This window comes from Nostoc sp. (genome assembly GCF_036919815.1).
Lineage (GTDB): Bacteria > Cyanobacteriota > Cyanobacteriia > Cyanobacteriales > Nostocaceae > Nostoc.
Map to the genome: position 1 here is coordinate 1 of NZ_JBALCE010000109.1, position 13,963 is coordinate 13,963.

The window sequence follows — 13,963 nt, forward strand, 5'->3', positions numbered from 1 at the left end:
TCGTTCACGAAGCTCTGAGGTTGATCAACGGAGTTCAAAGACTCGTTCACGAAGCTCTGAGGTTGATCAACGGAGTTCAAAGACTCGTTCACGAATATTTATCAAAAATTATTCCGGTTTTTAGCGATTTTCGGGTAAGTCCTGATAAAATCAACTGACGCATGAGCATGATTATGCACAACCGTATATTTACTACTTTATTTTTAACTCTATCTCTGGCTACCACACCCCTATTTGTAGTTGCTCAAAACAATATTGAACAGCTATTTAAACGAGGCGATGCTGCCGAAACAGTTGGTAATAACTCCCAAGCAGAGACAATTTGGCGTAAAGTTTTACAAGTTGAACCCAATAATGGCAAAGCTTATAACAATTTGGGGAATGCTTTGCGGCGACAGGGGAAACTAGATGCAGCATTAGCAGCTCACCAGAAAGCGTTACAACTCAATCCTAATGATGCTGATGCTTATGTTGGTATAGGGAATGTGCTAAATGCTCAAGGGAAACTAGAGGAGGCGATCGCATCTCACCAAAGAGCCTTGCAAATCAACCCTAACTTGGCTACTGCTTACAATGGTCTAGGTAATGCCCTGAGTAACCAGAAGAAATTAGATGCTGCGATCGCTGCGTATCAAAAAGCAATTCAACTCAATCCTAACTATGCTTTTGCTTACTACAATCTCGGCATTGCCCTGAAAGAGCAGAAGAAATTAGATGCCGCAGTCACCGCCTTGCAGAAAGCGATCCAACTTAACCCTAACTTTGCTTTTGCTTACTACAAGCTGTGTGATGTGTTGGATGACCAGAACAAACTTGATGAAGCAATAACAGCTTGTCAAAAATCTGTTCAACTAAACTCACAAGATGCAAAAACTCACAATCTTCTTGGCTACATTTTTAAGAGACAGAAGAAATTAGATGCAGCAGTTGCCGCCTACCAAAAAGCAATTCAACTCAACCCTAACTATGCTCTTGCTTACAACAATCTCGGCATTGCCCTGAGAGAGCAGAAGAAATTAGATGCAGCAGTTGCCGCCTACCAAAAAGCAATTCAACTCAACCCCAAGGATGCTGATGCTTACTACAATCTCGGCAATGCCCTGAGTGACCAGAAGAAATTAGATGCAGCAGTTGCCGCCTACCAAAAAGCAATTCAACTCAACCCTAACTATGCTCTTGCTTACAACAATCTCGGCATTGCCCTGAGTGACCAGAAGAAATTAGATGCAGCAGTTGCCGCCTACCAAAAAGCAATTCAACTCAACCCTAACTATGCTCTTGCTTACTACAATCTCGGCATTGCCCTGAGAGAGCAGAAGAAATTAGATGCAGCAGTTGCCGCCTACCAAAAAGCAATTCAACTCAACCCTAACTATGCTCTTGCTTACTACAATCTTGGCAATGCCCTGAGTGACCAGAAGAAATTAGATGCAGCAGTTGCCGCCTACCAAAAAGCAATTCAACTCAACCCCAAGGATGCTGATGCTTATAACAATCTCGGTCTTGCCCTGAGACAGCAGAAGAAATTAGATGCAGCAGTTGCCGCCTACCAAAAAGCAATTCAACTCAACCCTAGCTTGGCTCTTGCTTACAACAATTTCGGCAATGCCCTGAGAGAGCAGAAGAAATTAGATGCAGCAGTTGCCGCTTATAAGAAAGCCCTAACATTACCAGATACGCCTGGGCCACCAGCCAGCGACTATACTCTTGCTCATAATGGCTTGGGTTTAGTGTTCCAAGAGCAAGAGAAACTAAAAGAAGCCATTGAACAGTTTGACAAAGCAGAAGAGATTGACCCCAATTATGTCTATGCCAGTAACAACAATGTAGAAGCAAGGCAGTTATGGAAAACGAAAGACGATACCCAAGCTAAGGGCATAGAAGACGATCGCCAATGGTTGCCTAAAGATGATCCAACTGTACCCATTAAGCGTTCTGTGGTACGCATCACTGCCGAGTTTTCTAGCCGTGAACGCCAGGGAACTGAGATTGGCACTGGTGTAATAATTAAGCGAGAAGGCAACCGAACATTAATCCTCACTAATCGTCATGTCATTTTTGATGGCTATGAAAAAGGTAAAAATATTCAAATTGAATTTTTCAGTTCACCACCACCAAACCGAGTGCGAATGCGGCGAGATGCCAAGCTGTTCAAAATGACTACAGACAAAGAACTCGATTTAGCCGTTTTGGAAGTTAGCGGTAATCTACCAGAAGATATCCAGCCTTTACCCATCTCCTCAACTGCGATCACCCCAAAAATCCCCATTCGGATTATTGGTCATTCTGCTGAAAGAGGTGAAGATAAATCTTGGTCTATGGAATCAGGACAAATCAGCTATCAAAACCAGCGATTAGAAATATCTCAAGCCGCACTCAAACCCGGTTATTCTGGCAGTCCTGTAATTGACTCACAGAATCAACTTTTAGGTATCGTCGTTGCAACAAAAGATAAAGAAGATTTGGCTTATCCCATGTCTAAGATTCAAAAACAACTGCTTACCTGGAGCATTACTTTAAACAAGCCATGAATTATAAAACTATTCTTGCCAGCCTATTAATCCTTAGCCTCAGTCATCTTCCTGCTGCTGCTTCTTGCCCAGAAGGGAACCCCAAATCTACCGATTATATCCACCGCAAACCACCCAATCGCTGTGAAGGCATCAAAGAACAACAATTAAGCGGCAATAGCTTAAACTTGATTTCTATTGCTACCCGCAACCTAACCAATTTTGGCAACACCTTGACGGTGCAAATTCCCCGCCTCAGTGGTGGTAACAATCCTCAAGTACTTGTGCAATCCTTGGGAGATAATTATCACTATCAAATGGATGACTTGTTATTGTCTAACAAGGATTCGCGTTTCAGCTTTAGCTGGGATACTTACGTTCTCAGGCAAGCAAAAATACCAGCTAACAGCCTTCGCGCTGTGGCATTCTATAACCTTGGTTCCCAACCTGTGTATGTTCCAGTCATTCTGGGGCAAACTTCGGGTAAGTATGAATTTGTCTTTTATTCCGAAGACAGAGTGAGATTTACCAACTTTGAAATCCTCTCCCAAGGTGAAAAATCAATCTATAGCGATTCCCGCAAGAATCCGAAAAAGGGTGAAACTATTTTTACCTGGGATGGACGCAATGCCCCAGCAGGGCGTTATGAACTGCGCTACGTTGCTAATATTGACCGAAGAAATCAACCTAGCGATCGCATTGAAAGGCGAATTGTATTTGAACATAACCCAAATTGGTTGAAATAAATCATGGCATCTCGGCAAAAAGCCAAACAAAAGTTTCCCGACTTCATCAAAATTCGCCAATGGTTGAATTTTCTGAAAACATCTCTAGTTGCTTTGTTTGTAGTAAGCACTTCAGTGCTAAAGCGCTTACTAAGAACTCTTTCAAACCATCAAAATTCATTGTTGGTGTTGCTGTTACTTTTATTATTGACTATCGTCACCTTTGCCGCTATTGTACCTGGGACTCATACATTTGAAGGTAATATCATTGCTCAAGAAATGATTTTTACCTATAACGGAGAAGAATCAAAACTCTTTCTTCAAAATATTAGCAGCATTAAAGAACTAGAAAATTATGGCAGACAAACCCTGACTTTCACAGGCGATTTTCAATGTGAAACTTGGCCAGAACTTAATCAGTTACACTCTTTAATAATCGACCTTAAAGATAACGATAGTAGATGGATTATTGCTCCAAATAATCTGCAAGCAACAAGTGATAAAAACAATCTAATAACCCTAAAAGAACTCCGGCTGCAACCCAATACAAAAGTAGCTGGATTAAGTTATGATTTTTTACGCACTCAACTTGCTTTTTCCCTGCAATCTAACTCTAAATTAGACTTAAAAAACAACCAAAATACATTAGAACTAGATTTAGGTAAACAACCAATCAGGGTCATATTAGAAGGATATGAATTACCACCAGATTTAAAATTACCAAATCAACCAGATAAGCAAACACCACTAGAATTTATTGTTAATCCAGATAATCAACAACTTAACCTAAACATTGCGCCAAATACCAAGTTTTATATTACCCTAGCCAAAGCTCCCAAATATGAATCAGAAGAATGGTTTAGAGGAAAGATAGAAACCAAAGATGTGAAATTTATAAATTTAGATATACCTGGTAAAGATGCCAGAGACGATTTAAAAAATTCTACTATTGTAGAAGGTAAAATCCGCATGGTAGGACAGGAACAGGAGATTAAAAAAAATCAGTTTCTCATGGGTGACAAACCTGATCCTATTAAAACTCCTTTAAACATTAAAGAAATACACCATCTGGAAATTGTTCCCAAAAAGGGCATAGAAGCCCGCTTTTCTGGGAAAACTAAAGAGATTCAAATCGGTCTAGATCCAGATTTTCCAGTTTCGAGAATACAGGGTAGCTGGTTAGATGGCGTTTTACCTCGTGATGCAATTATTGCGCTGTTCTCTTTTGGGGCTGCTACGGTTGCTAATCTTTTATCTTGGTTATTTAGTAACGCTTCTAAATCAGAGTCAAAACCATAGCGATCGCGTTGTTGAATAATTCGGGGTGAAGCGATCGCCAAAAAGGGGATTTTGCGGTAATTCGTTCGGTGTTGGTAAGCGATCGCATTCTCGGACTTTTGACTAAATTACCTCTTCAAAGTCGCATTTGCACAAACTCCCCCTTTTGGAAGACTTACCAGGATAGTTTGCAATGGTGAAAGACGAATCTCGCAAGTCTCCTTACCAAGTACCAGCAGGGACTTTGGAAACTTATCGTTGTCTATCCCTGCTTTGACAGATTTGTTAATTCCTAAAGAAGAACTTCCCCCAGACTCTTGTAGGCTAGGGTAGCGGCTGGCTTTTGCCGCCTCATTCTCAGAGGAAAATCCCAAATCCCCGACATTTTCTTCTTTCTTGGGAACAGGTAACAGGGAGATATCAATCAAAGGTATGGTAATCTTCAGTGTCGTACCTTGATGAAGTCCCGCACTCTCAAGAGAAATGCTGCCTCCCATGAGTTCGATTAAGTTTCGTGAAATTGCTAATCCCAGTCCAGTACCTTCAAATTGGCGCGTAGTTGTGCCATTCACCATTACAAAGGGGCGAAATAGTTTGTGCTGTTGAGTTGGATCAATGCCTATACCTGTATCTGTGACAGCCACTACCACCTGAGATTTACCATTACTATGTTGAAGTTCTGTACTAATAGTGATGCTTCCGGTGTCGGTGAACTTAGTGGCATTACCGATAACATTAATTAGCACCTGCTTCAGTTTGGCTGCATCTGCCTTAATTGGTATCGCTTGGGGATCTAACTCACATTTCAACTGCAAGCCTTTTTGTTGAACATTAACTGATTGTAAATTAATCACCTCTAACAATATTTGTCGGAGGTCAACAGGTGTATTGACGACTGAAAGCTTACCTGCTTCGATTTTAGAAATGTCGAGTAAATCATTAATAATACCTAGCAAGTGAATCGTTGTTTCATCGGCACGTTTGAGGAAATCCATTTCTTCTTCCCGGTCATCACATAAGCCATCTTCAACCAGGCGAATACAGTTAATAATAATATTTAATGGATTTCTCAATTCATGAGAAGTCGTAGCCAAAAACTGGCTTTTAATCTGGTTAGCAGTTTTTGCTTCTTTCCAAGCTATTTCCAGTTCTTCTGCTCCAGCTTTGAGCCGTTCTACCATTTGGTCTAATGCTTGGGCTAGTTGATTGAATTCCCGGATTTGAAAATTGTGCGGAACTGGTTGTGCAGCGTGGTGAGAGTGAATATTGAGAGCGTAGTCTCGCAATTCTTCTACAGGACGTGCCAAGTAAGGAGCGAGATATAGGGATGCTAACAAACTTGCACCAATCAAACCAACTGTCAAAACTATGAGAATTAGTTTGATTTCCTGTAAACCAAAAAGCGCATTCTCGACACTAGTAACAGCTAAGACTATCCATTTTTCCTGCTGCTGTTGGCTGACTGGATTTGCAATAGCTGTATAGCCAGCTACTAATTCTTTCCCATCTGTAAAAGAGAAATTTATCGAATCGTTTTGTCCCGCAATGGCATTTTTAATTATGCTCTGGAGTTGGGAAGCATTTGGATGCTGATTGATATTAGTTCCCACCCAGTCTGTGAATGGGTGCGCCAAAATTGTGCCATCTTCAGCAATCACTACCATAGCGCCTGTCAGCGATCCCGGCGGATTTCTGGTTGGTTGGTACAATGCAGACTGAATACTTAAGCTGTAAACTAAATTTCTTCGGCTATCAGAGACTGGTGCAGATAACACTAATCGCAATTGATTTTGGGTGTTTCTTTTACCAGTTATTCCTGCCTTTGGTGGAAAGATTGCTTTAACATCAATTCCGTCACTAGGCAAAGGTAATCTCAATTCTCCAATTGGTTGATCCCCACAGCTACTGGCAACTATCTTCTGGTTTCGCAGATTCGTTAATTGGATGCACTCAATAGTGGCTGGAAGTTGTTGCTTTAACTGCGTGAGAATTTCTTGCTCTTGTATCGGCAAACCCGACGGAATCACCGTTGTTTTACTAACACTCAGCAAATTAGCTTTTAAGATAGCGATCGCATCGACAATTCTCTCCCCTTTACTGATAGCGCTTTCTGTTAAATTTTGACGTGCAGTTCCCAATATGCTAGAACGTGCCTTATTCAAGGCAACAATTTCGCCTACAAGTAAAACTGGAACGAACACCAGCAATATTCTCGTTACTAAAATTCTACGAAAGGATGATTGACGGGAATTAGTCATCAAGTGTCTCACTTTGCATCTGCAAACTACAACAGCAAAGATATGCAATTAGACCAGCTAGATGAGACATTTTATTAAAATATCACAACTTTATTTTCAATGTTTCAAAATAACAAATTGCTATAATTCAAAAAGAAACGTGGTATACCAAAAGTCATATATGCTAGATGGAAAAGCGATTTATGTTGCATACGAATACAGTGGTAAAATTTGGAAATAGTAGCTTGCAGGCATGGATTTTTTTGAGAATCTACACACTAGCAAATAAAATAATAAAACTATCAAACCAATTTAATGTTCCCACATCGTCCTCATACTACAGTTGTTTTAGCAATGAGTGTAGATGGCAAGATAGCAGATTTTAGGCGATCGCCTGCTCGGTTTGGCTCAAGGGTTGATAAAGCACACTTAGAAAAACAAATCGCTGCTGCTGATGCCGTTTTATTCGGTGCTGGTACTCTGGCCGCTTACGGAACAACACTTACCGTAACAGATCCAACTCTAGTCAAACTTCGGGCACAAGGAGGGAAGCCTCCGCAGCCAGTTCATATACTGACTACACACTCTGCAAACCTGAATCCGGAAATTAAGTTTTTTAAGCAACCAGTTAGACGCTGGTTACTCACGACAACACAAGGAGCATTTTCCTGGAAAGGACGCTCAGAATTTCAGCAGATTCTGGTTTTTGAAACACCAACGCGAGAAATTGACATTCCCGCAGCTTTAAAGCATCTAGCCACTCTACATATAACACGCTTGGTAGTCTTGGGTGGAGGTGAATTAGTCGCTTCCTTGCTGGGATTAGATTTAATCGATGAATTATGGCTGACTGTCTGCCCGCTGATTTTAGGTGGCAATAACGCACCCACACCCGTAGAAGGGAAAGGATTTTTATCAGATTTAGCCCCCAAGTTGCAACTTCTAGAAGTTCATACAGTTGAGCAAGAAGTGTTTTTGCACTATCGACTGCAACGACCAGCAGATTAGATTACGCTAAGTTAAGTTATGGGGCATTGGGCATGGGTTATTCTCCTTGTCCCCCACTCCCCACTCCCCACTCCCCACTCCCTACTCCCTAAAAAGTGGAACAACTTAAGCCTCGCTATTCTGTCGTTTGGACGAACAAAATCGCTGAAGTACCCCAAAATGCCTGGAATGCTTTGGCAATGCCACTCAAAACACCGTTTTTAGAATGGGAGTGGCTGAACAATCTCGAAACCTCCCAGAGTGTTACGGCTAAAACTGGTTGGTTGCCAAATCACTTGACATTGTGGCGAGATAGAACGCTGATTGCTGCTGCACCACTTTATCTCAAAGGACATAGTTCTGGTGAATTTATTTTCGATCATCAATGGGCAGAGTTAGCCGATCGCATCGGAGTCCAATATTACCCAAAATTGCTGGGAATGACACCATTTACTCCTGCTGAAGGCTATCGGTTTTTAATCGCCCCAGGAGAAGATGAAGATGAAATCACAGCCATAATGCTGCATGAAATTGACATTTTTTGCTCCAAAAATCGGATTTCTGGGTGTCACTTTCTTTACGTTGATCCCCAATGGCGTCCGATGCTGGAACGGCATGGCTTTACAACTTGGCTGCACCACAGCTATGTTTGGGAAAATGCTGGCTTTAAAACTTTTGATGATTACTTGAAAGTGTTTAACGCCAATCAGCGCCGCAATATCAAGCGGGAACGCAAAGCTGTGGAGAAAGCAGGTTTACGATTGCAACCGCTAAGTGGTGATCAAATTCCTCAGTCTTTATTTCCTTTAATGCACCAGTTCTATGCAGACACCTGTGATAAGTTTGGCTGGTGGGGTAGCAAGTATCTTACACAACGGTTTTTTGAGCAACTACATACCGATTATCGCCATCGAGTCTTGTTTGTTGCTGCATATAGTGAGGAAGATAACTCTCATCCTTTAGGAATGTCCTTTTGTTTGTTTAAAGATGACAAACTCTATGGACGCTATTGGGGGAGTTTTCAAGAGATAGATTGCTTACATTTTGATGCTTGCTATTATGCACCAATTGAGTGGGCGATCGCTAACGGCATCCAAATTTTTGACCCTGGCGCGGGCGGGCGTCACAAAAAACGGCGCGGTTTCCCTGCTATGCCCAATCACAGTCTGCACCGCTTTTACAATAATCGTTTAGGACAAATTATCCGTCCCTATATTAAGGAAGTGAATCAACTCGAACAGCAGGAGATTGAGGCAATTAATGCAGAGTTGCCATTTAGTGAGAAAAATGATTGAGGAAAAGGAATTACTTTCATAGCAGAGTTTGCCGAATAATTCAGTTTTATTCGGCAAACAGATGCAAATTTTCCTTATTTTCAAAATTGTGAAATTAAACTGTTGGCGATCAAGACGGTATTTGTGCTACCATTTATCAAAATTCACCCTCTTGAATGCCTCGCCGAATAATTTCTTCGTGTTGGTGTACTGCCTGTGCCCTTTATGATTCTCCTCTTGAAGTGAAAATAGCAGCAGCTTTCTGGAAATCTTCAATTCCCTTTTGTGGTTGTCCTTCTAAAGCCAGAGTATTACCTCTATAAAAATAAGCCTCGGCATAGTTAGGATCAAGCTCGATTGCACGCGTATATTCACCAATCGCTTCTTGATGCTGACCTTGTTTGGCCAATTTACGCCCACTTTGGAAAAATTCTTGTGCGATCGCCATAGTTCCTGAATTTTGCCCTTGACTTTTCTAAATTCTTCCAGGGGTTCCAGAACCACCATAGTCTGTTGGAACCCTTCCAGTATTGATGTATACGATGGGATTTGATAATTCAGCTTTACCCATCTGAAGATTACCAGACAGTGGTGCAATTTCGCATCCGATAGAATGCCAGACTGCAATCCTCCTACTGTTAGCTTCAGTATTTTTTTTTATAACTATGGCTTCAGTAAATTCACTTACTGATATGATTGCAGATAATTTGATGATTAAAGTGTAATTTATAGCAACTTCTCTGATTTGCTTTTAAGTAAAAGGAATCAAAAATATCTGAAAGATATCAATAAGACTAAGGAAGATAGGAATTACACTTGATGTAGAGTGTAAAAACCCTCAAGAAAGAAAATTTCTTTTTATAATGCTTATGGATTTAATAGTTGAAGATTTAGCCGCAATTGATGATAAACTTTCCCAGCGTCATATTGACCTTGATCCCGGTGGATATTTCATTATTTACTTAGATCGAGACGCAGGGTTAATTTATGCCAAGCATTTTACAAATGTAATTGACGATCGCGGTTTAGCTATCGATCCAGAAACGGGAAAGGTAATTCCGGCGCGAAAAAAGGTAGAACGAACTCACACAACTGTTTTTAGCGCGAGGACGGCGAAAGAACTTTGCGTGAAGATTTTTGAAGAAACTCAGCCCCCTCCAATAACTCTATTAGATCATGCAGCTTATTTGGGTCGAGAATTTGTTCGGGCTGAGGTGGCTTTACTCACAAAGCAAGAGTATGTTCAGGATTAAAGTTAGGAGTGAGGAGTTAAAAGTTAAGAGTTAAGAGTTAAAATTCCTAACTCCCCACTCCCATTCGGCTACGCTCACGGCAAGCCCACTCCCGCATTACCCATTAGATGATGGCTGATTTATCTGATAGATATAGTAAGTCGCCATTGGGATAACGGTGGCGGCAATTAACAATCCTACTACCCAAGCAGTGGCGTTACCTTGGTTAGTTTCTTCTGCTTTCTTGAAAGTGCCTCCTACTTGTACATTGTCAATTATTTTAGGTGGACCTGGATCGGCTTTGCCAGAGAGGACGGCGACAAAGCGATCGCTTGCATCTAAAAATGCCTGATTGTATTTGTTACCATTGCGTAACGGCACACTGACTGTTTCAGTAGCTACACTCTCGGCAATAGAGTCAGTGAGTAAAGGCTTGACTTGATCCCCAGTCATAATGGCAGTACCATTGGTAACTGTATCAATAACTAATAAGGTTTGATTAGCTTGGGCTTCTTTTGTGGGAAACCATTTTTTAAACAGTTCCTTGGTGAAGCTTTGCGGTGTTTCCCCGTAGTCGAGGCGGCGAACAGTCACAATTCTGACTTCTTTATCAGTTTGCTTTGCCAAATCCTCGAAAGCGCTGCTAATCTTACCTTCATTTAGACGGCTGATGACTTCAGCTTGATCTAAAACCCAGGTGTCATTCCCTGCTTTGAGGTTGGGCATTTGATACACACCTGTAGCTAAAGCAGGTGCGGCAAACAGCGAAGCTGCTAAAATAACCGTCACCAAAGGTAGAATTAGCCGAATGAGGTGTTTTTGACTGCTAAATACTTGTTTGAGGAGCTGTTTCATCGTATAAACCCTAAGACAGACTTGCACCAAAAATACTACAGAACTACTGTAAAAATCACCTCGTTCTCGGTTTTCTCCAGTATGAAGTTTCTGCTACTGCCAATCTGTAAGTAGCTTTTCCTGCTGTAGCCATTGATGCGTGATATCTGCATTTTTATGATATTTTAACTAAATCTATATCAATATAATATATAGATGACCATAATTTTAACTAACGACGACGGCATTGATGCCCCCGGTATCCGAGCGCTGCTCAAAGCTGTAAACGGCAAAAATGCTATTATCGCTGCTCCTGTCGATCCTCACTCTGGCTGTGGACATCAAGTTACTACCACTCGTGCGATCAATCTCCAGCGACGTTCTCAGACTGAGTATGCGATCGCAGGTACTCCCGCCGATTGTGTGAGAATTGCTATTACACAAATTAGCACAGATGTCAAATTTGTACTTTCAGGTATCAATGCTGGAGGCAACTTGGGAGTCGATGTCTATATTTCTGGCACAGTGGCCGCTGTGCGCGAAGCCGCAATGCACGGTATTCCTGGAGTTGCCATTTCCCACTATCGCAAAGCCAAGCAAAATTTTGATTGGGATTTGGCCGCCAAATTCACAGTTGAAGTTTTAGCAGACTTACTCAAGCGTCCCCTAGAACCGGGAAGCTTCTGGAATGTGAATCTGCCGCATCTGCAACCAGGAGAATCACATCCTGAGATGGTGTTTTGCCAACCCTGTACTAAACCTTTGCCCGTGAACTATCGAATTGAAGGCGATAATTTCTATTATGTAGGGGAATATGGCAAACGCGATCGGACTTCTGGTAGCGATGTGGATGTATGTTTTTCCGGCAATATAGCAGTAACTCAGTTAAAGGTTTAACCGAATAATTAGTAATTCATAATTAAAGAATGGGTACGTAATTATGAATTATTTTGACATTCAGTTAACAATGACAATTGAATCCAAAATCCAAAATTGCTACTAGTCATCTAATGCTTGAATTACGGACATAAACCGATCTAGAGTTTGTGTCAGTTGGTTGAGTTTTTGCAGTGAATCATGCTGAGATTCAGCAAGAGTCTGTACCGTATCACACAACGCAACAATTTGATAGCCTTGCTGTTGTACCTGCTGTCCCTGTGCTTCGACTTGGATGCTGAGAGTGTCCAATCTTTCTGCAAGACGTTCAATTGTCTCAGTCGTAGAGAGTACTGCTTCCCCAATTTGTTCAACAATAGATTCCAAGCGATTTATTTTTACTTCGACTCCTGCTGAAATCATTTCTTTACATCCTAATTTTAAGAGAGCATCTTAGTAAAATTCCTAATACCAATTGAAATAATTAATCCCAGTAAAAACATTAGATAACACTGTCATTCTAATAATATGTGTGATTTTGTTATTTGATGCTTCTACTCAATGTTGTGTTTAGCTACTTATATAGCAGTCTATGGATGCAACAGATAGTAGGGGCAATTCATGTAGCTTTAGCTGACCGCAGGGTATTGCCCCTACGAGTGGTTTGTATCCCATACAATTGAGAACCGCTATAGGTAATTAATTGATTGCAATTTTTAATCAAGATTCTTCACCAGATATTACATATCTAAAATGATTAGTCACCCCTCCTAAGATATAGTTAAGGAAAATTAGCTTGAATTTATCCAAAGTTGTATTTCCTAAAAACTTAACCAAAATTAAGTAAATGTATAGTTAGAATTGATACTTTTAATTAAGCTAAGTTTCTAGTCTAATTAAGTCCGAGTAATTATATCCTTGTTGCTTAAGATTTGGCTCGACAACTCACTAAACACCACCAAGAAACTTTTCCCTAAGTGTGATTTACCCAAAGTAGGAATTGCAATTTACCTCTTGCACTTCAGTACAGGCTAAATTTAAGCATTACTTGGACATTCGGGAGAACTTGTAGCACTATTTATCTTATGGCTATTGTTTGCGGCGATTGCGATCGTAATTTTTAAGGTTTTCAAGTCTGGTAAAATTTCAGTAGAGGTGAACAATAATTTTCAAGAAAGCAGAAAAATATGCATGCAGTTTCTCAAAATTGTTCCAAGCAGATATCGATGTGCAAATTTCCACCCCACAACTCATTGACTAATATCATCTAGATAATTCAACTTTTGTAAAGTTTCAGCATAAAAGTTGAACTAAAGCAATAGGATATGTAAAGGAAAAATTTCAACCATTGAACAATCAACTTTTAATTAAGGAAAAATTACAAGCCAAGCTTGAGAAGATTCAAACTAAAAGTGATGGCTCTCCCGTTACCGATTTGCAGCTAGACAAAACTTTAGCCGAAGAAATTGAACAATTGACGACGGAACTGGAGAGTGTCAATCCCAATCTCTATCCTCTTCTCCACGCTACTTCTTTGCTGCAGGGGGCTTGGCAACTGCAATACTCCACTGCCAGAGAAATCCGTTCTTTAGTTTCTCTCCCATTGGGATTAAAGCTGGGTAAAGTTTATCAAGTGATTGATGTTGCAAATAAATTGTTTTTTAATCTAGCTAAAGTTAAACATTCTTTGGGGCTAGTATCGGGATATGTGAAAGTGACAGCTAGCTTTGAGCCAGCCAAAGAAGATTTAGAGCCTCTACTGCACAAACGCATCAACGTTTATTTTGACAAACGCTACCTATCAATTGAGAAGATTCTTAGCATTAATACTCCCCAACTCAACCCATTTAAGGTTGTGCCAGCTAATAATCCTACTAGCCGAACTGCCACACTAGACATTACTTACTTAGATGAAACCTTAAGAATTGGACGTGGAGGAGATGGAAGTTTATTTATTCTTAGTAAATCCCATGATTTACCTGACTTTACCTTCTAAAATTGAAATTGAAA

The 13,963-nt window shown here is 40.7% G+C and carries 12 protein-coding genes; 8 read left to right on the forward strand and 4 right to left on the reverse strand.

The features are described 5' to 3' along the window. Window positions 1-173 precede the first annotated feature (173 nt). The 3 genes from V7K15_RS24570 to V7K15_RS24580 are packed head-to-tail and all read left to right on the forward strand — an operon-like array spanning window position 174 to window position 4,534. Entirely contained in the window at window positions 174-2,531 is a 2,358-nt protein-coding gene (locus V7K15_RS24570) for a tetratricopeptide repeat protein (RefSeq protein WP_334909732.1), read from the forward strand. Further along, entirely contained in the window at window positions 2,528-3,256 is a 729-nt protein-coding gene (locus V7K15_RS24575) for a hypothetical protein (protein WP_334909734.1), read from the forward strand. The genes V7K15_RS24570 and V7K15_RS24575 overlap by 4 nt, the downstream gene beginning before the upstream one ends. 3 nt (window positions 3,257-3,259) lie before the next feature. Further along, window positions 3,260-4,534, forward strand: a complete 1,275-nt coding sequence (locus V7K15_RS24580; protein WP_334909736.1) for a hypothetical protein — start codon at window positions 3,260-3,262, stop codon at window positions 4,532-4,534. A gap of 107 nt (window positions 4,535-4,641) precedes the next feature. On the opposite strand, the gene V7K15_RS24585 is transcribed toward V7K15_RS24580, so the two are convergent. Further along, entirely contained in the window at window positions 4,642-6,771 is a 2,130-nt protein-coding gene (locus V7K15_RS24585; protein ID WP_334909738.1) for an ATP-binding protein, read from the reverse strand. 294 nt (window positions 6,772-7,065) lie between these two features. On the opposite strand from V7K15_RS24585, the gene V7K15_RS24590 reads away from it, so the two are divergent. Together V7K15_RS24590 and V7K15_RS24595 are read left to right on the forward strand one after the other, a co-directional pair. Further along, window positions 7,066-7,758, forward strand: a complete 693-nt coding sequence (locus V7K15_RS24590; RefSeq protein WP_334909740.1) for a RibD family protein — start codon at window positions 7,066-7,068, stop codon at window positions 7,756-7,758. A gap of 95 nt (window positions 7,759-7,853) precedes the next feature. Then, window positions 7,854-9,032, forward strand: a complete 1,179-nt coding sequence (locus V7K15_RS24595; RefSeq protein ID WP_334909742.1) for a GNAT family N-acetyltransferase — start codon at window positions 7,854-7,856, stop codon at window positions 9,030-9,032. A gap of 202 nt (window positions 9,033-9,234) precedes the next feature. On the opposite strand, the gene V7K15_RS24600 is transcribed toward V7K15_RS24595, so the two are convergent. Beyond that, window positions 9,235-9,459 carry a tetratricopeptide repeat protein gene (locus V7K15_RS24600; protein ID WP_334909744.1) on the reverse strand — a complete coding sequence of 75 codons (225 nt, stop codon included), beginning with the start codon at window positions 9,457-9,459 and terminating at the stop codon, window positions 9,235-9,237. Window positions 9,460-9,880: 421 nt separating this feature from the next. Here V7K15_RS24600 and V7K15_RS24605 point away from each other — a divergent pair, with 421 nt between their 5' ends. Then, complete coding sequence (locus V7K15_RS24605) at window positions 9,881-10,264, forward strand: DUF4346 domain-containing protein (RefSeq protein WP_334909746.1); 384 nt, start codon at window positions 9,881-9,883, stop codon at window positions 10,262-10,264. 96 nt (window positions 10,265-10,360) lie between these two features. On the opposite strand, the gene psb32 is transcribed toward V7K15_RS24605, so the two are convergent. After that, window positions 10,361-11,098 (reverse strand): photosystem II repair protein Psb32, encoded by a 738-nt coding sequence (psb32, locus tag V7K15_RS24610; protein WP_334909748.1) that lies wholly within the window; start codon window positions 11,096-11,098, stop codon window positions 10,361-10,363. Between the two features lie 195 nt (window positions 11,099-11,293). On the opposite strand from psb32, the gene surE reads away from it, so the two are divergent. After that, window positions 11,294-11,974 (forward strand): 5'/3'-nucleotidase SurE, encoded by a 681-nt coding sequence (surE, locus tag V7K15_RS24615; RefSeq protein ID WP_334909750.1) that lies wholly within the window; start codon window positions 11,294-11,296, stop codon window positions 11,972-11,974. A gap of 102 nt (window positions 11,975-12,076) precedes the next feature. Here the strand turns inward: surE and V7K15_RS24620 are convergent, their stop codons facing one another. Beyond that, complete coding sequence (locus V7K15_RS24620; protein WP_292791915.1) at window positions 12,077-12,376, reverse strand: hypothetical protein; 300 nt, start codon at window positions 12,374-12,376, stop codon at window positions 12,077-12,079. 925 nt (window positions 12,377-13,301) lie between these two features. Here V7K15_RS24620 and V7K15_RS24625 point away from each other — a divergent pair. Next, window positions 13,302-13,949 (forward strand): PAP/fibrillin family protein, encoded by a 648-nt coding sequence (locus V7K15_RS24625; RefSeq protein ID WP_334909753.1) that lies wholly within the window; start codon window positions 13,302-13,304, stop codon window positions 13,947-13,949. The last annotated feature ends 14 nt before the right edge of the window (window positions 13,950-13,963 follow it).